We start from the raw sequence: 22,986 nt of genomic DNA on the forward strand, positions 1-22,986 counted from the left end.
AATCAAGGGAGTGTGCCTGTGACTGTACTATACAAACTCGCTACGTTCGAAGGGCCGCTCGATCTGCTGCTTCACTTAATTGACGAATCGGAAATTGACATCCAGAACATCCCGATTAGTGAAATCACGGAACAGTATCTGGATTATCTTCATAGTATGAAGGAGCTTGAGCTTGAAGTTACCAGTGAGTTTCTGGTGATGGCGGCAACTCTGCTCTCTATCAAGAGCAAAATGCTGCTTCCTAAGCCACCGGTAATGGAGATCGACGATTTTGATTATATTGAAGATGACGATATGGACCCTCGTGCGGAGCTTGTGCGCAAGCTGGAGGAATACCGGAAGTATAAAGGCATCGCGGGTCATTTGCGTGAGCGCGAAGAGGAGCGTAGCCTGATTTTTACAAAGGAACCGGAGGATATGACGCCCTTTGTCGCTCGAGTGAATTACAATCCGGTCGAAGGCTTACATACGATGGATCTGGTGGAAGCCTTTCAGAAGGCGCTTCGCCGGGCGACAAGACGTGTGCGCGTGACCCGGATACAGCGTGATGAGATTTCCGTAAAGGATCGCATTCGGCAGGTGGTGGATCGTTTCCAACGGCTGGAGCGGGGCGAGCAATTGCTCTTTTCCAAGCTGCTTGAAAGTGAGACTGTGCGCCAGGAGATCGTAGTGACCTTTCTAGCAGTGCTTGAAATGATGAAAATGCGGCAGATTTGCTGTTACCAGAGTCGTCTGTTTGACGACATTGTGATGGAGTGGAGAGGAGAAGTAAGCCTTAATGAAGTCCCAGAAGTTGAAAGCAGTTATTGAAGGCATGTTATTTCTCGCAGGAGAGGAAGGGCTGAATGTACGGCAGATCGCCGAGGTGACCGAGCAGCCTGTCGATGTCGTGCAGATTGCCATCGACGAGCTACAGGCAGATTTGAAAAAGGCACGTCGTGGCATTCAGATCATTCATATCGCTGGCTGCTATCAGCTATCGACCTTACCTGCACATGCAGTATATTATAAGCGGCTGGCAGACTCGCCAAGCCGCTCCTCCTTGTCTCAGGCAGCATTGGAGACCTTATCGATCATCGCCTATCGCCAGCCGATTACACGCGTGGAGATTGAGGAGATTCGTGGTGTCAAAAGTGACCGTGCCCTCTATACACTCGTGAACAAGGATCTGATTCAGGAGGTTGGACGTGCGGAAGCGATTGGACGTCCGATTTTGTATGGTACGACCAAGTCATTCCTGAATTATTTTGGCTTGAGCGGCTTACGTGAGCTGCCCGATGCATCTCAGTTTGAGACCGAGGGTGATCTGGAAGAAGAGACCCAGCTTCTGTTCAACCGTCTGGAGGAACAGACATATGGAGAGGATCTACCCGAGCTTGCCGAGCTGGGCGAGGAATTGCTCGAAGCGGTGGAGGAAGCGGGGGTGCAGGGTTTCGAGCTGCCAGAATCGCTTCGCGACATAGCAGAGCATGGGCATAGTGATGAAGGTGCAGCTCGTGAAGAGGATATCGCTGACCCTGCCCCGAATGAAAATCGTAGAGATGATAAAGGATCGGAGTAAGATCGATTCCTTGCGAAACATAAGCCTGTAAAAGATAAATTGCATGATTGCTATTCGTTTCGATGTTTTTGCATAATCAACTTTTGACTGTGTGACTGTGTGACTGTGTGACTGTGTGACTGTGTAAAGCATCGACATGCAACGTAATGCTAAGGTGACAGGCTCAAACTGTATATACTAAGCTAAATTAAAAACAGGTCCATTCACGACAAGGTGAGGGACCTGTTTTTGTTATGTGCATTGTTAATGGGGAGAATGGAGCCATCCCAGATAATAGATAAAGCTAGACAATAGATAGAGCTACGGGTAAACATACGTATCATTGCAGATTATATCGTAATCCGTATTGCTAATGAACATCCACGCTAGTTCATTGAGATCAAGCATGGCTACGATCTGTGCATATTACATAGAGCCGTTTAAAATAACGATGCGGATCATTGGTATACAGGCAAAGCATGCATCCGATACCTATCATTCGTTTATCGCCCGCTTAGTCCGTCACTACTCCTTTTTCTCCACCGGAATATAAATGTCCATCACCAGATTCTCGTTGCCGTAGCAGCGCTGATCGTATACCTCAAAATCTACTCCACCCTGTGCATAGGCATAACCAGAGCTAGGGAACCATTCATTGAAAATATAACTCGTCGTACCCTGAATCGCACGTACAAAGCCGCCATCTGCGCGATGAGCAGGTGGAGTAGTAAAAACAGCATAAGTAGAGGCAGGCACGGTCGTCGTAAACAAGCCATCGGGTACACGATCAAAATTCTCTACCTCCACCCCGATCACATAGCGAAAATGCTCTGAATGCTCTTCATTCATAATACATGCGCCATATTCAGTATGACTGACAGGCTGAATCACCTCATGCAGCGTGTGCTCCCAATTTTCAGCCATATAGCGTTGCCAGAAAGCAGGGATATCAGTCATATTTTCACCATTCACACGTGTTTCGAGAGCATAGCCTGCCAGCTTAAATTCCGGTTTGATTACAAAGGTAGGTCGCATCATCATTCCTCCGATTAGTTGGTAGTTGGCGAGCTTCGCAAGGTCTACCTTTTCGGGAACATAGCCAGTAGCGTGCATACGATATTGCTCCGGAGACAAGCCGTATGTCTTGCGAAATGCCTTGGTGAAGCCTGCATGCGTTTCAAAGCCATAATCGAGCGCGATATCCAGCAATGTACGTGTGCTTGCCATATCTGCTGCGGCATACGCTAGCCGTCTGCGCCGAATATATTCCATAACAGGTAAGCCGGTCTGTGACTGAAATACTTTGTAAAAATGATACAGCGAGAAGCCTGCCTGACCAGCAAGTTCTTCGGCTCGCATCGGTTCTTTGAGATGCTGCTCGATATAATCGATAGTCGATTGAATGCATTCCATATGATTCATAGATTCGTTCCCTCCCGATCGGTAAAGCTATTGTAGCAAAATGAATTCGGATGAGCTTGTCCATTTTTGCGAATGATTGGGGTTATAGATACGATCGAGATTGTAATCGTAGACAAAGGTGCGATGACAGCCAAAAGGCTCTGTCTATGGAGGTAATATAGACAAAGCCTTTTGAGAGTTATATTCGATTTATTGACAGTTTAAAGAACCGGATAATAGAGTACAGCATGCGCGCCCATCTTTGTGGTTGAGTCACATCTATTCCTTACTTACTCATCTGCCTACTTTTTCAATAGCAAATACAAAAAGTACGGCGCACCGATAAAAGCAACCACAACACCGGCAGGTAAGCCGTCCGGTTCCGTTAGATTACGACCGATCGTGTCGGCGAGCAAGAGAAGCCAACCACCGATCAGGATCGAAACGGGAACGAATAGCTGATGCTTCGGTCCAACCAGCGCGCGTGCGATATGCGGTGCCATCAGTCCGACAAAGGCGATGCCGCCTGTGACAGATACTGCGGATGCAGCGAGCGCTACAGCAGCTAACATGAGTAATAGACGATCCCGTTGAATCGGTACGCCTGCACCCACCGCAGTCTCCTCATTGAGTGCGAGCAGATTAAGTGAACGGCATTTATACAGGACAAACGGAATCAGGATGATGAGCCATGGTAATAATGCGATAATAAACGGCCAATCCGTACCCCACACATTACCAGCAAGCCAGCGAGCGATAAAGTCGACTTTCACCTGATCGACGGAGGCGATGAGTACCACCATCACACCGGACAGGGCGAGTGAGAAGCCTACACCAGTAATAATCAGCTTCATCGGCTGTAAGCCCTCGGCACGACTGTAAGAGAAGAAGTAAATGATAATCGCAGTCACCAGCGCCGACAGGAAAGCAACGATCGGAATCATATAAGCAAAGTTTCCAACCTCCAGTGGAGCAAACAAAAAGAAGATCGTAATCCCCACACCAGCGCCCGAGTTGATGCCCACAATACCGGGATCAGCGAGTTCATTACGTGTAATCCCTTGTAGCACAGCACCAGACAGGGCAAGCGCCATCCCTGCCAGTAATGTGATCAGCATACGAGGCAGACGGATGGAGAAAATAACGAATTGATCCATAAAGCTTCCCTGTCCAAGAAGCGTCGGAATGATCCGATCAAAAGATATGGATGAGGAGCCAAGACCAAGCGATAGGATGAGTGTCGCGATGGTGAGTAGAGTTAGAGCCAGCATAACTATTTGCTGACGGCGAAAGGTTTGTACAGCTTTGATCATAACGATTGCACTCCTTTGCGTACGATGAGCAGGAAGAACGGTAAGCCCATAATCGAAAGGATTGCCGCAACCGGTGTCTCAAAGGGAGCATGAATCGTCCGGGCAAGCATATCTGCGAATACCATAAAGGCAGCTCCAATAATAGCGGATAACGGTAAAATCGTACGGTAATCGGTTCCAGCGAACATCCGCACAATATGCGGCACCATCAGCCCGATAAATGCCAGATTGCCCACAAGCGCAACGCCTGAGCCTGCAAGCAGGGTAATTAGCACGAACAATGCAATTTTGATCGGCATCGTTTTCAATCCAAGCCCTACAGCCGTACTTTCACTCAGGCTCAAAATCGTAAGCTGTCTGGACAGCATAACCGCGGTGATCAGACAAATGATGATGATCGGTGCCAGTGCTTGAACCTGTGTCCATGTTGTGCCAGCCAGACCCCCGGATGTCCACATCGATACACTTTTGGCAACCTTGAATTTCAGGCTGATGCCATCTGCAATTGCGCTGAGTAGCGCGGACACCGCAGCACCTGCCAGCACCATCCGTAGTGGCGACATATTGCGTTTACGCAGTGCGGCAATGCCGAAGACGAGCAGGACACCGAGCGCTGCACCGATAAAGCAAGCAATCATCGTACCGATATAGCCTGCTGCCGGGAAGATCGCAAATACAAACGCAAGCGCTGCACTGGCACCAGCCGTTAATCCGAGTAACCCGGGATCAGCGAGTGGATTGCGAGTGAGACCTTGCATAATCGCACCCGCTACGGCCAGTGCAGAACCAACCAGCACACCAGCTACTTCACGTGGTAAGCGAATTTCACGAATAATCGAAATGTCGCCACCGCTCAAATGAGGGCTAAAGATCGCATCCCGAATATCTGCAAGGGAGATGCTTTTCGCGCCTAGCAGGATCGCTACTACAAAAACAATCACAAACAGCACCAGACTGAGCAAGAGCTGCAATGGAAAATACCGCAAACGCTTATTTAACGCAGGAGTTTTCATCGATCCATCATTTCCTTCACTGAATTTGGAAAAAAGGAACGCATCGCCGCGTTCCTTTTTGTGTGTTGCAATGTGCAGTTTACTATTCGTACGATCAGGATTGACCAAGCAGGTCTTTTTTGATCAGCTCCATCTGGAAGTCCAGCGTCGTTGCATCATTAAATGTAAACCCACGTCCGTCCGCTTCATACAGATGATTATTTTTTACAGCTGGAATATTTTTAAATGTATCAGTGCTTTCAAATGATGTATCTGAATCTGGATATTTGCTGAAGAATACATAATCACCCATATAATCCGGCAACACTTCAGCAGATAGGGTGTAGTACCCATCCTTCTTCGTCATTTCTTTTACTTTTTCCGGCATGTTCAGACCCATTGCCTGGTAAAGGATCTCCGTACCGCGTCCCCATGCATCGCCGAAGGTATACATTTCTTTACCATACACTTCAAATACGGATACGGTAGCATCAGCACCGATTTTGGCTTTAATTTCTTCGCCTGCTTTAGCAGCACGTTCTTTAAAGTCCTTCACCCAGGCCGCGCCTTCTTCGGCTTTGTTTACCACTTTAGCCGTTTCCTCAATCTGAGTCAGATAGTCAACCTTGTTGTACGTAAACGAAACGAGTGGAGCCAGTTGTTTCAATTTGTCGATGTTTTTAGTCGTGCTGGTGGCGATAATCAGATCCGGTTTTAGTTCAATAATTTGCTCCAGATTGTCAGCCGATACTTCTTTGGCATTGCCCAGATAAGGCTTCATATTCGGATTGGACATCGTCCAGGTGTCTGCACCTACGATGGGTACGCCTAACTTAGCGAGCGTACCCGCAGAGCCGTCCAATACCACTACACGTTGTGGATGGGCAGGCACTTCAACCGGACCATTTTCGGATTGATATGTAATCGTCGAGGCTTCAGTCGTTGTCGCTTCACCAGACGGGCTGCCTGAACCGTTCGTTTCCGTTCCTGCATTGCTCTGTGCATTACCACATGCCGCGAGCATCAATACGAGTACAACCATCAAAGGCAAAAACCATTTTCTCATTTCCTAATCCCCTTTTTCTTTGTTGAAATTGATAATCATTATCAAACACAATAATAAAACTTTACGTTCCGAGCTATAATTTGTCAACCCTCCATTTGCTTCTTGCGTGCAGTCGTAGTAAGGTGTATGCATAACATTTTAGCCAATTGGAAAGGATGATCTCACCATGACCGATTTGCAATTGATGCCCTACCGACAAGCCCTTACAGACTGGAGTTTTAAAGCAACGAACGATAAAGAGTGGTTACCCGCAACTGTACCTGGAACGGTACATACCGATCTACTTGCACACCGTAAAATTCCCGATCCATTTTATGGAACGAACGAGAAGGATGTTCAGTGGATCGATAAGCAGGATTGGGAATACATAACGACGGTAACGATTGAGCAAGCTGCGCTTCGTCATTCCCATGTGGAGCTGGTGTTTCACGGATTGGATACGTACGCAGATGTATACTTAAATGGTCAGCTGGTGCTCTCCGCAGACAATATGTTTCGTACATGGCGAGCAGATGTGAAAGCGTATGCGAAGTCAGGTGAGAACACGCTTCGCATCGTATTCCGCTCGCCAATTCAGGAGGATCTGCCGAAGCTGGAAGCATTGGGTTATCCGTTGCCTGCCAGCAATGATCAGTCTGATGTTGGAGAGCTAGGGGATAAGCGCGTGAGCATCTTTGCCCGCAAAGCGCCATATCATTATGGCTGGGACTGGGGGCCACGTTTTGTGACAAGTGGAATCTGGCGTGAGGCAGAGCTGGTGGCATGGTCAGATGTACGGATCGAAAGTGTATTTATTCGTCAGGATCAAGTAACAGCCGAAGTAGCAGAGTTAACTGCGGTCATCCAGGTATATTCGGAGCGTGAACGTGAGGCGAATATACATATCCAGACTGATGGGGAGAATTGGGAGCGCAAGGTGACGCTACAGGAAGGCACAGATGTGATTGAGCTGCCGCTCACTGTAGATCAGCCGCGTCTGTGGTGGTCACGTGGTCTGGGTGAAGCGCATTTGTATACCTTCACAACCGAGGTATTAGATGAAGCGAGTCGTCAGCCACTGGCTACACACGAGGTGCGTACTGGACTGCGCTCGGTTCGACTTGTACGTGAGCAGCATGAGGATATGCCTGGCACATCGTTTTATTTTGAGCTAAATGGTGTCCCTGTATTTGCTAAAGGTGCTAATCACATTCCAAATGATAGCTTCTTGACGCGTGTAACACGCGAGCGTTATTTGCATGAGATTGTCTCGGCAGCCGATGCCAATATGAATATGCTACGCGTATGGGGCGGCGGCATTTATGAAAATGATGAGTTCTACGAGCTGTGCGATGAGTACGGTATTCTCGTATGGCAGGACTTTATGTTTGCATGCAGTATGTATCCGGGGGATGAGGAGTTCCTCGATAGCGTACAGGCAGAAGCAGAGGATAATATTCGTCGTCTGCGCAATCACCCGTCGATCGTGCTCTGGTGCGGAAACAATGAGATCGATTCCGCATGGGCGCATTATATCGAAAATGGCGGCTGGGGGTGGAAAAAGGATTACACCGAGGAGCAGCGCAACAAAATCTGGGCAGATTACGAAGCTATTTTCCATGAGCTATTGCCCGAGGTTGTCGAAGCAGAGGCACCAGGCGCAGAATACTGGCCGTCCTCACCACTCGTTGATCTGACAGGCGATGCTGATCAGCATACACGCGCCTTAACCGATACCGGAGATATTCACTATTGGGGCGTATGGCATGGTAGTGAGCCCTTTGAAAATTATAACTCGTATGTCGGTCGCTTTATGAGCGAATATGGCTTCCAGTCCTTCCCGGAATATCGCTCGGTACGTACGTATGCAGAGGAATCTGATCTGGAGCTAGAATCCGAAGTCATGCTGCGCCACCAGAAAAATGGGGCGGGTAACCGTCTGATCAAGGAATACATGGATAAATATCTGCCACAGCCAAAGGACTTTCCGTCCTTCCTATATATGAGCCAGGTGCTGCAAGCCGAAGCGATGCAAATGGCAATCGAAGCCCATCGTCGCAACAAGCCATATTGCATGGGAACGCTGTACTGGCAAATGAACGATTGCTGGCCGGTCGCTTCATGGGCAGGGATGGACTACTATGGTCGCTGGAAAGCCCTGCATTATTATGCGAAACGTAGCTTCCGTGATATTGCTGTTTCGGTCGACAGTACAGACGGTGAGAACTTCCATATCTATACGATCTCGGATGTACTTTCGCCTGCTGCCTTGACCTTACGCGTGAAGGTACTCGGTCTGGATGGCGAATTGTACAAAGAAATCCCGCAATCGTTCCATCTGGCAGGTAATGATTGTGTGAAGCAGATGTCCCTGTCCAAGCAGCATTTGCTGGATGGTGTTGATCCACATCAAGCGGTATTGCTGGTCGAGCTGGAGCATGAAGGCGAGGTCATCGATAGCAAGCTGAACTACTTCGTGCCTGCAAAAGAAGTTGCACTGAGCCAGCCTCAGATTACCGTAACAGAAACGACGGAAAATGCAGTTAGCGTGATCAAGCTGACAACCGACAAGCTGGCACGTCAAGTATGGCTATCCGCAGACAATACAGGCGAATTCAGCGATAACTATTTCGACCTGCTGCCAGGACAGACGCATACCGTTTATTTCAATCAGCTGGCTGCTGTAACACAGAAGGATGCTGATGCTACGCAACCACAGCATGGCTTGAGCGCTGCACGCTTCACGCCAGCTGTCGTCGAAGGTTTAAAGGTGACCTCGATGGCGGATTATATTGAGCTTTAATGGTATAGGTAGTACCTGTACCGCAAGATGCCACAGCTCTCTGCCCATACTGTCTTCTACTATATAGTAGGAAAATATGCGTTTGCAGGTATGTAGCAGATGTTGATAACAGCAAAAGTCCGCTCTCTGTATATACAGGGAGCGGATTTTACTAATTTTAAAAGATAGATTGAAGCAATCTTCTGATCGAAAGAACCTCACTACTCTCCATAATGATAAGCTACCGAATAACCAGTAAAATGATCCAAGCTACATATTGTATCGAATTCCCAGTGTTATATAATGACAGGAAGAAATGAAATACATACAGAACGCCCAAAGCATGATCCATCGCAACAAAACATGCTAGAAAGGAAGCTATGTATACTACAATAACTAAAATCATTCCTGCTATCCTTTTATTCATTACGTGGTCGCTATTATCTGGCTGCGTGCATTCACAGTCTACAGCAGTTTCAACAACGATTTCTGCTCAAGCAATGAACAATAACCATAAAGAAGATAGATCTGACAAGCAATTTCAAGCTTCTGAGCCAGCTGACTTTTTAACAGGCGACCAATTTAAGCAGAACTCCGACTTGATCATCAAAAATTTTGAGCTTGCATATGACAAACAAACACAAGCCATGACGTATCATATAGAGTACAAGTTAGGGTTAGATGCAATAACATTTATCCGAAGCGGACAGCATCCTTATTATTTTCGTTTGGAAGCACCTGAAAAATGGCGTTCTTCGTTCACTTCAGCTCAATCTGCGGAGCCAGCTGGTGCTAAGCTAAGTGGTGATTCAGAAAATATCTATACGGTAGATATGAGTATTCCATTACAGCACGAAGCGACGGATCAGACGATTCAAAAGCTTGTAAACGATCCTTACGACTATGTATTGTATCTTTACGAGAATCCCGCGTTCCCTGCACGTATCGTAGGCAATGTATATGGCTCGATCAACAACCCTTCCTAATCGATAAACATTTGTGCTAGCACGTAATAAAAATAGCCTGTAAGCTGTCTTTTCACCCTGTAGATTCTCTTTTAACTTGGAGAAAAATCTACAGGGTGTTTTTATAGCCATATCCTCATTCTCTCTACAAAAAACAATCGAAACGGTACTTTTATGTAAACGATTGGAAAGACATTGCAGCTAATTTACATCCTGTCTTGTGATTTTGTTCGCGTATGAGTATCATTAGTGTGAGGTGAATTAACTATTATGGAACGATTGCAAAAAATATTGGCTCAGGCTGGGATTGCTTCACGCCGTAAAAGTGAGGAGTTAATCCTTGCTGGTAAAGTAACCGTTAATGGTGAAGTGGTGACCGAGCTTGGAACAAAGGCTGATCCGACAGTGGATGAGATCACAGTGAACGGCAGATCCATCGCAGCTGAGAAAAAAGTATATTATATGCTGAACAAGCCAAAAGGTGTCATTACGAGTGCTTCCGATCCAGAAGGTCGTAAAATAGTACAGGATTACATGAAGGGCGTCAAAGAACGTGTATATCCAGTCGGACGTCTTGATTATGACTCTGAAGGATTGCTCATTTTGACCAATGATGGGGAACTGGCGAATAAGCTGACGCACCCAAGGCACCATGTACCGAAGACGTATCTCGTTACAGTCGAAGGTGTACCACATGGTGAAGCGCTGGAGAAATTCCGCCGCGGGATTCAGCTGGAAGATGGTATGACCAAGCCAGCCGAAGCGGACTATTATGACGTGGATACCGATAAGAAGCAGGCGACCATTCGTGTAACGATCTACGAGGGTAAGAACCGTCAGATTCGCCGGATGTTTGACGCACTATCACATAAGGTTATTAGACTGAAACGTATTTCCTTTGGTGAGCTGCTTATTGGCAATTTGAAGCGCGGTATTTATCGCCCGCTAACAAAGGAAGAAATCGATCAGCTGCACAAAGGAATTAAGCAATAACCTGCAATAAGGCAGTAGAGTAAGCCAACTTGTATTATCATTCTGCTTCAAGTTGGCTTACTTCCTGTTTTACGTATAATGGAACGGCTACATAGCGATGTGGATCTATCCTTTTGGAGTGAGGATCGCATAGCATTCCGCTTCTGTTATACGACTTACATTTATTAAAGACAATTCATCCGGCATCGACCGGATATTTCGTCGCACAGCTAGGAGGCCTCAGGTAATGAGTGAACCAATGAATCGTATTCTCGTAGTAGATGACGAAGAGCGTATTCGCCGTCTGCTGCGCATGTATCTGGAAAAAGAAGGCTATGAAATTGAAGAGGCTGAGGATGGCGAAACGGCGCTGCGTAAAGCGCTTGCCGACGACTACGGTCTAATTATGCTGGATCTGATGCTACCAGGCATCGATGGTATTGAAGTATGTAATCGTCTGCGCCAGTCCAAATCGACACCTGTGCTGATGCTGACTGCGAAGGGTGAAGAGGTCAACCGTGTACAGGGCTTTGAAGTGGGTGCGGATGACTATGTAGTCAAGCCATTCAGTCCGCGCGAAGTCATTTACCGGGTGAAGGCGATTATGCGCCGTTCATCAGCGACTGCGTATCTGTCTCAGGACAGCAATTCGAGCAATAACATCGTCTTTCCGAATCTGATCATTGAGCATGATGCACATCGTGTCATGGCAAGTGGGCATGAGATTAGCTTAACACCGAAGGAATATGAGCTGCTGCACTTCCTGGCAACCTCGCCGGATAAAGTGTTTTCGCGTGAGGAATTGCTCAAGGATGTATGGAACTATGAGTTCTTCGGCGACCTGCGTACAGTCGATACGCACGTTAAGCGTTTACGTGAAAAATTGAATAAAGTCTCTCCTGAGTCAGCCGCGATGATTACTACTGTCTGGGGTGTAGGCTACAAGCTAGAGGTACCGAAGTAACGTGGATTTCTGGAGAACACTTGTCGGTAAGCTATGGCTGACGATTAGCGGGCTCGTTGCCTGTGTGCTGCTGACACTGGGGCTATTTTTGCTGCCCTATATCGATACGAATTTTACGAATTCCGATGCGATTAAGCGGTTGTTTACGTATGTGTCGATTATCGGCTTTACGATGACGACATTTTTTGCCCTATTTTTGCTGACTAAGATTACACAGCCGATGCAACAGCTTATTCAGGCAACCGATGCGATCCGTAAAGGAAAGTACAATACGCGTGTCGCCCTGCATACGAGTGATGAGATCGGTCAGCTGGCAAGTGCCTTTAATCATATGGCAGAGGAGCTGGAGCGCAATATTCAGAGCCTACAGCTGGAAAAGGAGCAAATGGCGAGCGTACTGCGTAGTATGGGCGATGCTGTTATTACCTTTGACAAGCAGGGCAATATGATATTGCATAATCCGCTGGGCGAGATGATTATGGATAGCTGGCATAAAACAGGCTGGGAGCATGGTGGGCAGGAAGACGATGATACCGATACAGCCACAGCGGTATCACGTGTACCGGAGCCGCTCTACCCGCTGTTTGAGCGTGTCATTCGCGAGCGCCAGGAGGAAAGCTCCAATATTCATGTGAAGCAGCAGGTATGGGCGGTCAATATGACTCCGCTCTATTCAGCTAATGATGTACACGGTACGGTATCTGTATTGCGTAACGTCACCGAAGAGGTGCGTACCGAGAAGATGCTACGTGACTTTGTAGCGAATGCATCGCATGAGATTCGCACACCACTGCAAATGATTCAGGGCTATAGCGAGGCATTGCTCGATGGCATGGCTTCCTCGAAGGAAGAGAGCGATGAGCTGGTACAGGTGATCTACGAGGAATCGCTGCGAATGAGCCGTCTCGTACAGGATTTGCTCGATCTATCGCGTATGGAAGCCGGGCATATGGATATGAGCTTTGGCGAAATGAAGCTGAATGAGCTCGTTGAACGTATGGATCGCAAATTTTCCGTGCGTGCGAAGGAACGCGATCTGAAGCTGGAGGCAGGTTGTCAGCCAACGCCCTTACTCATTGAAGCGGATACAGATCGCTTAGAGCAGGTATTTACGAATCTGCTCGACAATGCATTCCGTCATACACCAGCAGGTGGACAGGTAACTGTACAGGCAGTGCTCAAGGATGAGCAGGTGAAGGTAACGTTTACGGATACTGGAGCTGGTATTCCGCAGGAGGATCTGCCGCATATATTTGAACGCTTTTATAAAGCCGACAAAGCACGTGTGCGCGGTGAATCCGGTGGTACAGGATTGGGGCTTGCCATCGTACGCAACATTGTCGAAGCACATCATGGGACGATTCATGCGGATAGCGAGGTAGGGAAGGGAACCACCTTTACGTTACTGCTGCCGATACGTCATACGAATCGCGTGTAGCGACCTGGTGCTAAACGTGCCTAATCGGATAGATAGCATGCTCAAGAAGATCATCTAATCTATTTAAAAAGTGAACGTAGTAGGATGGAATCATATTAAAAGCCTCTGTCACATCGTAGTGCTCTTCGCAATGGACATTAGAAGCCCTTATGGGGGTCAACAAATGTACATGCAGAGAGCCACGCTAACGCTGTGACAGAGGCTTTTTGTTATGTTATCTGATTTCTTTCGTTTAGAGGGATACTCTTATAATATAATGCCCAGAATACCACCTGCTATAAATGCCAGACCCATCAAAATAATCGAGGTAATCATACAGCCAGCACCATTCACGCCGCTTGCAATGACGGCTTGCTGTGGACGCTGTGGATTGTACATAATATTCATTCGCTTGCCAAGACGCTGGAAGGAAACGCTGGTGCTGTACGGATTCCCAAATTGAATGCGTTGACCGGAAGTGGTATAAAATTCGATCTTCAATTCGCGTGTATACCGAGTGTCCACAGGATCTTCACGATCAAACGGCGTAATATCCACATCGATATCCAGATTTGCATCGATGACTGTACCTGTCGTACGCATCCAATGTCTTTTGCGATATCGGTGCTTTTTCAGCATATAAAAGGCGAGATACAGCATCAGCAATCCGACCAGAGCAAATAGAGGTGCCAGTAAAGGCGAACTAAAATGAAACCAGTACACATTAAAATCAATCGACATCGTTTAAAAACTCCTAGTATGTAATATGGATATGAATAGTAGTAAGGAATTGCAATACCCTACTTCTTATATATATCGTTCACTAGCTCATAAAATAATAGCCTGCTATCGATACTAACCTGAAATGATCCTCGTCCCGTGCGATAGAGGACGATACAATCATGTTCCGATTTGCGCGATAGCAGGCTTTGATCTAGCTATAGTGGTAATCTCAATGATCTATTTAATACATACACTCACATAACGGTAAGGATAAGAATCCTTTTATTATACGAGTACAACAACCTGTGCCGTATTCAGGTTTGGCAGCTCGACCAATCCGAGCAGCACATCCTTCGGTACATCTTTATCGACGGTCAGAATCATAATCGCTTCGCCACCCTCGATTTTACGTCCCACTTGCATGGACGCGATGTTCACGTTCTTTTGACCGAGCAGGGAACCAACATTACCGATGATACCTGGTTTATCCGTATGGGATACGAGAATCTGGTGACCGGCTGGCAGTACGTCAACCGAATAGTCGTTAATACGCACGATACGCTCGCCATAGCCACTCAGCAGTGTGCCAGCTACCTGCTGTGTGCTGCCATCCTGTGCAGTCAGCGTCACGGTGATCAGGTTCGTAAAGCCACGAGTGGATGGAGCGCTCGTTACGATCACATTCAGGTCGCGCACCTTCGCCAGATGAAGCGAGTTCACGATGTTCGCTTCCGAGCCCAGATGACGGGACAGAATGCCTTTCAAAATATAACGTGTCAGCGGCTGTGTATCCACCTCGGACAGCTCACCTGCATAGTCGATACGGATTTCCTGAATCGCCTGTGCAGAGATTTGAGCGGCAAAGCTACCCAGCTTTTCACCCAGACCGAAGTATGGCTGGAGCTTGTTCATAACGCTAGCTGCCACTGGAGGCATATTGACTGCATTTTTGAACGGCTCATCACGCAGAATGTGTAGCACCTGCTCGGACACGTCGATCGCTACATTTTCCTGTGCTTCTACAGTCGAAGCACCCAGGTGAGGCGTTACGATAATGTTCGGATTGTGCAGGAATGGATGATCTGCCTGTGGTGGCTCACTTTCAAATACGTCGAACGCTGCGCCAGCTACAATGCCTGCATTGATCGCTTCAACAAGTGCCAGCTCATCCACAACACCGCCGCGTGCACAGTTCACGATGCGCATGCCTTTTTTCATGATGGCAAATTGTGGAGTGGAGATCATATGCTTCGTTTCCGGTGTTAGTGGTGTATGCACTGTCATAAAGTCTGCGTTCTGCAAAATATCATCTACGCTCGCCAGCTTCACGCCCATTTTCTCCGCACGCTCCTGCGTAAGGAATGGATCATAACCGAGAATGTCCATACCGAATGCTTTGGCACGCTTGGCTACCTCGCTACCGATGCGTCCCATACCGAGTACGCCCAGTGTTTTGTTACGTAGTTCGACGCCGAGGAAAGATTTACGATCCCATGTACCACCGATGGTTTTGGCATACGCCTGTGGAATATGACGCGCTAGCGCCATCATCATGGCAAAGGTATGCTCACACGTTGTAATCGTATTACCATCTGGAGCATTGATAACGATAATCCCACTCTGTGTAGCAGCTTCCAGATCGATATTGTCAACACCAACACCTGCGCGTCCAACAACCTTCAGCTTCGTTGCCGCTTGCATAATACGAGCAGTAACGGTTGTTTGACTGCGTACGAGCAGTGCATCATATTCACCAATAATCGCAACGAGCTCATCTTCACTGAGGCCTGTCTTTTTGTCTACCTCAATATCGTTTGCATCCACCAGCTGTTGAATTCCCAGATCGCTGATCGGATCGGATACCAGTACCTTAAACATGTTATTGTTCCTCCTCCAAAATGGTCATTCCTTCGTCATTGTACGTATGATGGGTCATTGTAACTTGCAAAGTACAGCAAAATTTATATGAACATCTGTTACTGTCGCCAGCGCTGACACGCAGTAGCAAATGTTAATATTAAATAGGGTCTGTCTGAAGCATGGAAGATCATTGTTTGGGGCGCATATGCCCTGTTCGAGGTTTTGATTAACTATGGCTGATTAGTGGATGAACGCAGTAACGCATCGAAGCGAAATTCATACAAAAAAAGCACTCATCCGCATACTACGATCGTAGCAAAGGGACGAGAGCTATCGTGGTACCACCCTAATTCGCTGCTCTCTCACAAGAGCAAGCCTTATGGTCAAGCTGGAACTTGACCGGATCGTTAACGGGATCATCCGACTGTACCTACTAACATGTTCAATACAGTGACTCCGGAGCGCTCAAAGCGACGACAGGCTTACCGGTTTGCACCAACCACCGGCTCTCTGAAAACCTGAACTGAAGCTTTTCTCCTTCATTGGCGTTCGTGTTGATTTAATTGTTTCATAATGTATCATGGGTTACATGGCATGTCAATAACGATTTTAAATTAAAAACACGAATATTAAAGTGACTCACTCGTCATAACATACGTATTCGCTGTATCTGGCTTTTATTGTAACGCAGGAATGTGAGATAATACAATCATAACTGTGCTGAACGACAAAAATAGGCGTATAGGTACCTGTAATGGATCGCTTGTATAGGCACAGCGAACGATTTGTATACAGGGGCTCCGACAGCTCTAATGAACATGCTATAATACATGCTCGGAATGCTGTATTGCTGACTGGCGGGGATTGTTTTGCCATCTATGCAATATTACATAAGGGTGCGACTTCTTGCCATCCGGAGCGTATGTAGGAATAGTTATCTCCAGACTAAACGGTCACCTCACCGTGTGCTCCGTCATCCAAAGGATCGTGATTATGAAAAAGAAGAAGTTCCGTTCATTCAAATTACAACGGGTGCAGCCCGAACAACTTACAGATCGTCTGTTGCTTGCTAATTTGTATTTAACACAGGGGATCACGTTGATTGCTGGTCTGATCTGGATCTGGCTGCAAGGACGTAATCCGTTCTCGCTGCTCGTTTTACCGCCAGGCTTCGAGTTTATCTGGTGGGGGCTAGGGCTTGCAGCAGCGATGCTGCTGGTTGATCTATTTATCTCACGTATTGTGCCAGAGAGCAGTATGGACGATGGCGGCATTAACGAGATGATTTTCAAAAATCGTCCGTTATGGCATATTATCATCATTACACTCATGGTCGGTATCTGTGAGGAATTGTTGTTCCGTGGTGCGATTCAATATGCGTTTGGGCCGTACTGGACGAGCATTTTGTTTGCGGCGATTCATTTTCGTTATCTACGTCATTGGATTCCTACAGGCTGGGTGTTTGTCAGTAGCTATGCGCTTGGGTATATTTATATTGAATCCGGTACATTATGGGCACCTATCTTATGTCATTTTATGATTGACCTGATATCCGGTCTGATTATTTCGTTGCGGAGGGAAAAATGAGCGAACGTCTAAGCAGGTTGGAACGCTATGGAACTCATCGGGATGAAGGTTTACTTACGAGTGGGCGAATTAAGGTGCCTGGAGGTCGTAGTAATCGGTCATCACGAACGGTAAGGAAAGCGTCATATCAACCATTACAACCAAATGGAGAAGCAGCAGAGCATGAGCTTGGTCAAGAGGAAGAAGAGGATAAGGAATACGCGCCTCGCAGCACGATCTATCCATCTCGTAAAATCAAGCTGGCAAAATTTTTCTACGGTTACCTGATCTTTATGTTTGTTGTGCTCACAGGGATGCTGCTCTGGTGGGGCTTTAAGCTGTCGGGCTTCACGCTCACATGGAGCTGGTTCAAGCAGCTGACGATGTGAGTTAGCAGAAGAGTAAGTGCCGCTTCTAGGGTAGCTCGCTTTAGCGAACGATAAACATAGCAAAAAACGCAGAGTGCGGATGATGATCCGGCTCTGCGTTTTTTGGCTTCTTTTCAGTTACAGGTTGGAAGCTGCCTTTATTGCATCTTATTATCAATCACATTCGGATCAACAAAGGTATAGCCTTTGGCTTCCAGCTTGGTCAGCAGGCGATCCAGAGCCTCAACCGTCCACGGCAGCTCATGCATCAGAATAATGCTGCCGGAATGAAGCTGATCCATGACGTTCGTAATTACCGCATCCGGGTCTTTCTGATTGACCCAGTCCAGTGAGCCGACTGACCAGTTCATGTAGAGCATATCATGCTTTTTCGCAAGCTCATGCACCGTATCGTTGGTAGCGCCATTCGGTGCGCGTAGAAAGCGTGGAGAGACATTAATCGTTTTCTCAATCAATGTCTGGGTGTCCTCAATTTGCTGAGTTACCTTTGCCTTCGATTCCTTTTTCAGCACGATATGGTCATATGTATGATTACCGATAACACCGCCACGATCATGAATCAGCTTGAGCAGCTCTGGATGGCTTTTAATCCGATAGCCATTTACGAAGAAAATCGCCTTCGCATTGTGCTTATCCAGCGTATCCATCATACTGTTGATCATTTTTTCGTCCTTGGGGCCATCGTCAAATGTGAGCAAAACGACTTTTTTTGGAGTGGCTTCGGATTCTTCATTCGGTACGATGTTATAGCTTTTGTTCATATGGTACGTGTAGGCTGCCTCTGCCTTGTCGCCAGTAGCAGCGGTGCCCTCATTGTTGCCGGTCGCTGCTCCTCCAGTGGTAGAAGAAGCTGTAGCATCGGTCGAGCCTGCTGCTGTCGTATCGCCGCTACCATTGGAGCTCGCTTCGTCGGTTGCCGCGCCTTCATTGTTAGTTGAGGAAGCCGCTGGAGCGTTCTCACTTTGCTGACTGGTGTTCTCTGCTGGAGCACTCTGGTTGGTTGCGGGACTGCTGCACGCGGATAATATCAGAAGCGAGAGAAGCATGCAGGCTGCTGTTTTGCTTTTCATCATATTCAGCTCTTTTCCATTATGTATTGGGGTGCGTGTTGATCACATGTACGCATCGCTATGTAAATTAAACCCATAAAAGGAACAGAAAATCAACCATCCCTCTAATTTTACATCTCGTAAACGCACGGCATCCTATTAACCTTAACGCTCGTTTGATGAATCATAAATGGTTGATTTATGCCCGAATTCCGCACCAAATCGAGGAATTATGTCCGAAGCGTTTTATTACGTGCATTTGCGGATAATAAATGGTAACATAGTGAATATAGCATCGCTATATTTATCATCAAATGAATAGGGAATAAATGACCGGTCATTCACCGTTGTCATAACCTATGTTTTTAAGGGGGATCCTATCATGAAAATAGAAAGATTGAGCTCAGACAAAATACGGATTTTCCTTACGTTTGACGATCTGACTGAGCGCGGGATTCAAAAGGAAGATATGTGGCAGGAGATTCCCAAGGTGCATGACCTGTTCACTGAAATGATGGATCAGGCCTATACAGAGCTTGGATTTGATGCTACTGGTCCTCTGGCTGTTGAAGTATTTGCACTTCCGGCGCAGGGAATGGTAGTGATCGTTACTCGCGGTAAATATGATCAGCATCTCGGTACGATGAACGAAGATGATCTGGCAGATGAGATATACGAAATGGAAGTCACACTGGAGGAAACCGATTTTATCGCGTATTCCTTTAAGGATTTTGAGACGTTAATCGAAGCAGCACATACATTATCGCAAAATGTAACCGAAGCTGGTCGACTGTATCATTACAGAGACCAATGGGTATTCACGCTTGATCCCGCGGATGTGGACATGTCCAAGCATGCTGCGTTGATCGCCGTACTGGCCGAGTTTGGTGATGCAACATCACTGACCGAAGCCGTGCTGGACGAATATGGAAAAGTCGTTATGTCTGAGAACGCGATTCAGACCATTTGTGAACATTTCAAACGCAATGACTGATTGAAAACAAGGCATCCGGGTAGTCCTTCATTCTGAATAGTCCTAGCTGACCGGAAGGAGTTCCTGTTCGCATGCTACGGTGATGTTGCCGGTCGCAGGGCTATATTAATGAGGGGGTATACGGGTGTCTTTATTTTCAGTTCTCATGGCTGCAATCGCTCCGGGCATTGCGCTATTGATTTATTTTTACCTGAAGGATAAGTATGACACCGAGCCGCTGCATTTGGTCGCCCGCTTTTTTGTGTTTGGTATTGCTATCGTCTTTCCGATCATGATTATTCAGCGCGCGCTCATTTTGGGGCTTGGCGATAATCCATATGTGGATTCGTTTATTATTTCCTCCGGTGTAGAGGAAACGATCAAATGGTTCATACTGTATCATATTTTGTACAACCATACCGAGTTTGACGAGCCGTATGACAGTATTGTGTATGCGGTAGCGATCGGTCTAGGCTTCGCTACATTGGAAAATGTACTGTATGCCCTGTACAACTCGATGTCGATCATGTCCTTGCTTGGACGCGGGCTGCTGCCGGTATCCGGACATGCATTGTTCGGCGTGATTATGGGTTATTATATGGGCAAAGCCAAATTCAACACGAATTCGCGCAAGCGACGCTGGGTCATCCTGCTGTCGCTGATCCTGCCGATTTTCTGGCATGGCGTGTATGATTTCATTTTGAACACGTTCACCCAGAACTGGCTCTGGTACATCGTACCGCTCATGCTGTTCCTATGGTACGGTGGTATGCTCAAGATCGCTCGTGCGAACAGCCGCTCACCACTACGGTTTGTGAAGCGCGAGGAAGAAATCAATACGTAATCGATAGAAGACGGATTTTGCAGCCGGTAACGGTATTGTGAAATCCGTCTTTTCATATTATGTTAAGAAGTAAGCAGGCAATACGCTTGGTTCAAATTGACGGGTCGGGGAGTGCTTACGATGGATTGGAGACAATCAGAGCGTTTATATCTGAATTTTGGAATAGGAGATGCAGGCGAGCCATCAGAGCTTTATGCTGCTGATATGACCCTCGTTGATCAGCAGTACATACATATCGGGCAGCTTACGAACACCCAGCAGCAGAAGCGAGCAGTCGAACAGGGCCAGCTAGTAAGCGGCTTTATTACATTAACGGATGGAACGAAGCACTATTTTGATAGTGAGATTACACACTATGACGCCGGAGCAGAGACAGCTATTTTGCGGCGTCCGCTAGATAATGAGCTGACGATTACACCAAGACGTCAGTATTTGCGTGTAAAGGCATCGATCGAGGTGGCAGTTAAGCAAGGAGAGCATCGTTTTACAGCGATGACTTCTGAGGTGAGCGCAGGTAATCTGGTGCTGCTGCTTGAAAAAGGGCATCAGCTACGCAGTGGAGATGAGCTGGAATGCTGGCTATTGATCCATATGAAAAATGGAGCTATCGAGCATGTACCACTCGAAGCTGTCGTGCTGCATGCAGGAGACGGGAAGCAGGAATCGCCGCGCTGTAGAATCGAATATACACTCCTTGCAGAGCCAGATCGGCAAAAGCTCATCCGCTATTGCTTTGAACGACAGTTTGATTTTCGGAATCCATAAGTAACAGGCGCTTTTGCATGTTAGTATCGACTGTGTTATAATTTGCTTGACGCAGGCTTCGCCTGTTTTTTTATTGAAATGGAGTATAAGGTTGAGGGGGAGTTCCCGCTTGGAACGCCAGGATTTGCAAAACAACGGGAAGATCAACATTGCAATTGATGGACCCGCCGGCGCGGGGAAAAGTACAATTGCCCGTAGAGTCGCTACGCGACTTGGCTACATTTATGTAGATACAGGAGCAATGTATCGCGCTGTAACATGGCATATGCTTCAATTAAATATTGAGCCTGACAATGCCGAAAACGTGCTTCAAGAAGCACAAAAACTGGTGATTGAATTAATACCCGATGAAAATGGGCAAAAAGTTCTGGTGAATGAGATTGATGTTACATCCGAGATCCGCACGCTTGCGGTGAATCGTAGTGTATCGCGATATGCACAAATTGAAGGCGTTCGCTTGCAGCTATCCACTATTCAACGTCATATGGCTTCACGCAAAGGTGTTGTAATGGATGGCCGCGATATCGGCTCTCATGTGCTTCCGGATGCCGAACTAAAAATATTTATGACGGCAACCGTTCAGGAGCGTGCAAGACGTCGTTTTGCCGAAATGGACGCTTCCGAAAGTATTACACTGGAGCAGCTGGAACAGGAGATTGCACAGCGTGATCAGCTCGACGAGCAGCGTGAATTCTCACCGCTTGTATGTGCAGATGATGCGATCGTTTTGGATACAACAACGATGGGCATTGATGAGGTAGCAACGCGCATTTTGGAGCTTGCTCATACCGCAATGGCAGGGCAGACCCGATGACATTTTACCGATTCGCTCGTGCCGTTCTTCGTATTGTCTACAGGGTATTATTCAGAATAAAAATCATTGGAACCGAACACATTCCTGTTGAGGGTGGAGTACTTCTGTGCTCAAACCATATCAGCTATCTGGACCCGCCGATTGTCGGCATTTTTATCAAGCGTCCAGTTCGCTTTATGGCGAAGGAGGAGCTGTTCAAGGTGCCAGTGCTAGGGCCAATCATTAACAAGCTGGGTGCCTTTCCAGTCAAGCGCGGAGGGATTAGTAAAGACTCGATCCGTACAGCGCTAACTGTACTTCGTGAAGGAGGTATCATGGGGATATTCCCCGAGGGTACTCGTAATTCACAAAGTGTAGCTGCGAAGAAGGGTGCAGCAGTATTCGCTCTACGGAGTGATGCAGCAGTGGTACCGGTCGCTATTATCGGACAGTACAAGCTGTTCAGCAAAATCAAGGTTGTCTACGGACCGCCTGTTGATCTGACTGCTTATAAAGGCAAGGAAGCAACAGGAACTGCCGAGGAAGCAACCGACAAAATTATGGCTGAGATTCGTCAGCTCATGAAGCAAAATCAATAATAAGTGTTTTGAACTCGGCAAATGAAGCATGATT

General features: G+C 47.1%; 20 protein-coding genes, 1 pseudogene and 1 other annotated feature. Of the genes and pseudogenes, 14 read left to right on the forward strand and 7 right to left on the reverse strand.

Features of this window, described 5'->3' with window-relative positions:
* The first annotated feature begins 18 nt into the window (after window positions 1-18).
* A complete protein-coding gene (locus IEX62_RS09725) occupies window positions 19-810 on the forward strand; it encodes a segregation and condensation protein A (RefSeq protein WP_188775265.1) in 792 nt (263 codons plus the stop codon).
* Window positions 779-1,375, forward strand: a pseudogene (gene scpB / locus IEX62_RS09730) (SMC-Scp complex subunit ScpB); the annotation flags it as partial. The gene IEX62_RS09725 and the pseudogene scpB, both read left to right, overlap by 32 nt.
* 690 nt (window positions 1,376-2,065) lie before the next feature.
* Here scpB and IEX62_RS09735 read toward each other — a convergent pair.
* The 4 genes from IEX62_RS09735 to IEX62_RS09750 form a co-directional block, all read right to left on the reverse strand.
* Complete coding sequence (locus IEX62_RS09735) at window positions 2,066-2,962, reverse strand: AraC family transcriptional regulator (RefSeq protein ID WP_188775267.1); 897 nt, start codon at window positions 2,960-2,962, stop codon at window positions 2,066-2,068.
* Window positions 2,963-3,243: 281 nt separating this feature from the next.
* Window positions 3,244-4,254: a FecCD family ABC transporter permease gene (locus IEX62_RS09740; RefSeq protein ID WP_188775268.1), complete on the reverse strand. Its 1,011-nt coding sequence runs from the start codon at window positions 4,252-4,254 to the stop codon at window positions 3,244-3,246.
* Complete coding sequence (locus tag IEX62_RS09745) at window positions 4,251-5,267, reverse strand: FecCD family ABC transporter permease (protein WP_188775269.1); 1,017 nt, start codon at window positions 5,265-5,267, stop codon at window positions 4,251-4,253. The genes IEX62_RS09740 and IEX62_RS09745 overlap by 4 nt, the downstream gene beginning before the upstream one ends.
* Before the next feature lie 94 nt (window positions 5,268-5,361).
* On the reverse strand, window positions 5,362-6,312 hold the full coding sequence (locus IEX62_RS09750; RefSeq protein ID WP_188775270.1) for an iron-hydroxamate ABC transporter substrate-binding protein: 951 nt from the start codon (window positions 6,310-6,312) through the stop codon (window positions 5,362-5,364).
* Between the two features lie 166 nt (window positions 6,313-6,478).
* Between IEX62_RS09750 and IEX62_RS09755 the strand changes: the two genes are divergently transcribed.
* The 5 genes from IEX62_RS09755 to IEX62_RS09775 all read left to right on the forward strand — a co-directional run bounded on the left by IEX62_RS09755 (window position 6,479) and on the right by IEX62_RS09775 (window position 13,412).
* Window positions 6,479-9,094 carry a beta-mannosidase gene (locus tag IEX62_RS09755; protein ID WP_229685707.1) on the forward strand — a complete coding sequence of 872 codons (2,616 nt, stop codon included), beginning with the start codon at window positions 6,479-6,481 and terminating at the stop codon, window positions 9,092-9,094.
* Between the two features lie 359 nt (window positions 9,095-9,453).
* Window positions 9,454-10,059 carry a hypothetical protein gene (locus IEX62_RS09760; RefSeq protein ID WP_188775271.1) on the forward strand — a complete coding sequence of 202 codons (606 nt, stop codon included), beginning with the start codon at window positions 9,454-9,456 and terminating at the stop codon, window positions 10,057-10,059.
* A gap of 249 nt (window positions 10,060-10,308) precedes the next feature.
* Window positions 10,309-11,031, forward strand: coding sequence for a pseudouridine synthase (locus IEX62_RS09765; RefSeq protein ID WP_188775272.1), 723 nt, complete (start codon window positions 10,309-10,311; stop codon window positions 11,029-11,031).
* Window positions 11,032-11,257: 226 nt separating this feature from the next.
* A complete protein-coding gene (locus IEX62_RS09770; RefSeq protein ID WP_188775273.1) occupies window positions 11,258-11,974 on the forward strand; it encodes a response regulator transcription factor in 717 nt (238 codons plus the stop codon).
* Between the two features lies 1 nt (window position 11,975).
* Window positions 11,976-13,412: a HAMP domain-containing sensor histidine kinase gene (locus IEX62_RS09775; protein ID WP_188775274.1), complete on the forward strand. Its 1,437-nt coding sequence runs from the start codon at window positions 11,976-11,978 to the stop codon at window positions 13,410-13,412.
* Between the two features lie 246 nt (window positions 13,413-13,658).
* Here the strand turns inward: IEX62_RS09775 and IEX62_RS09780 are convergent, their stop codons facing one another.
* Together IEX62_RS09780 and serA are read right to left on the reverse strand one after the other, a co-directional pair.
* Window positions 13,659-14,132, reverse strand: coding sequence for a DUF3592 domain-containing protein (locus IEX62_RS09780; protein WP_229685708.1), 474 nt, complete (start codon window positions 14,130-14,132; stop codon window positions 13,659-13,661).
* Between the two features lie 267 nt (window positions 14,133-14,399).
* Complete coding sequence (gene serA / locus IEX62_RS09785) at window positions 14,400-15,992, reverse strand: phosphoglycerate dehydrogenase (protein ID WP_188775275.1); 1,593 nt, start codon at window positions 15,990-15,992, stop codon at window positions 14,400-14,402.
* 298 nt (window positions 15,993-16,290) lie between these two features.
* Window positions 16,291-16,526: a binding site (T-box leader), on the reverse strand.
* A 441-nt stretch (window positions 16,527-16,967) separates the two neighbouring features.
* On the opposite strand from serA, the gene IEX62_RS09790 reads away from it, so the two are divergent.
* Both IEX62_RS09790 and IEX62_RS09795 read left to right on the forward strand, forming a co-directional pair.
* Window positions 16,968-17,561 carry a CPBP family intramembrane glutamic endopeptidase gene (locus tag IEX62_RS09790; RefSeq protein ID WP_188775276.1) on the forward strand — a complete coding sequence of 198 codons (594 nt, stop codon included), beginning with the start codon at window positions 16,968-16,970 and terminating at the stop codon, window positions 17,559-17,561.
* The gene (locus IEX62_RS09795) at window positions 17,558-17,929 is read left to right on the forward strand and encodes a hypothetical protein (protein WP_188775277.1); all 372 of its coding nucleotides are present in this window, start codon (window positions 17,558-17,560) and stop codon (window positions 17,927-17,929) included. The genes IEX62_RS09790 and IEX62_RS09795 overlap by 4 nt, the downstream gene beginning before the upstream one ends.
* Window positions 17,930-18,066: 137 nt before the next feature.
* Here the strand turns inward: IEX62_RS09795 and IEX62_RS09800 are convergent, their stop codons facing one another.
* Window positions 18,067-19,002 carry a polysaccharide deacetylase family protein gene (locus IEX62_RS09800; RefSeq protein ID WP_308422639.1) on the reverse strand — a complete coding sequence of 312 codons (936 nt, stop codon included), beginning with the start codon at window positions 19,000-19,002 and terminating at the stop codon, window positions 18,067-18,069.
* Between the two features lie 358 nt (window positions 19,003-19,360).
* Between IEX62_RS09800 and IEX62_RS09805 the strand changes: the two genes are divergently transcribed.
* The 5 genes from IEX62_RS09805 to IEX62_RS09825 all read left to right on the forward strand — a co-directional run bounded on the left by IEX62_RS09805 (window position 19,361) and on the right by IEX62_RS09825 (window position 22,952).
* On the forward strand, window positions 19,361-19,972 hold the full coding sequence (locus IEX62_RS09805) for a genetic competence negative regulator (protein WP_188775278.1): 612 nt from the start codon (window positions 19,361-19,363) through the stop codon (window positions 19,970-19,972).
* Between the two features lie 124 nt (window positions 19,973-20,096).
* A complete protein-coding gene (gene prsW, locus IEX62_RS09810; RefSeq protein WP_188775279.1) occupies window positions 20,097-20,795 on the forward strand; it encodes a glutamic-type intramembrane protease PrsW in 699 nt (232 codons plus the stop codon).
* A 120-nt stretch (window positions 20,796-20,915) separates the two neighbouring features.
* A complete protein-coding gene (locus IEX62_RS09815) occupies window positions 20,916-21,560 on the forward strand; it encodes a flagellar brake protein (protein WP_188775280.1) in 645 nt (214 codons plus the stop codon).
* A 109-nt stretch (window positions 21,561-21,669) separates the two neighbouring features.
* Entirely contained in the window at window positions 21,670-22,374 is a 705-nt protein-coding gene (gene cmk / locus IEX62_RS09820) for a (d)CMP kinase (RefSeq protein ID WP_188775281.1), read from the forward strand.
* Window positions 22,371-22,952 carry a lysophospholipid acyltransferase family protein gene (locus tag IEX62_RS09825; protein WP_188775282.1) on the forward strand — a complete coding sequence of 194 codons (582 nt, stop codon included), beginning with the start codon at window positions 22,371-22,373 and terminating at the stop codon, window positions 22,950-22,952. Before cmk ends, IEX62_RS09825 begins: the two co-directional genes overlap by 4 nt.
* Window positions 22,953-22,986: the final 34 nt, after the last annotated feature.

Origin of the sequence: Paenibacillus hunanensis (assembly GCF_014645615.1) — a bacterium.
GTDB classification, from domain to species: Bacteria; Bacillota; Bacilli; order Paenibacillales; family Paenibacillaceae; genus Saccharibacillus; species Saccharibacillus hunanensis.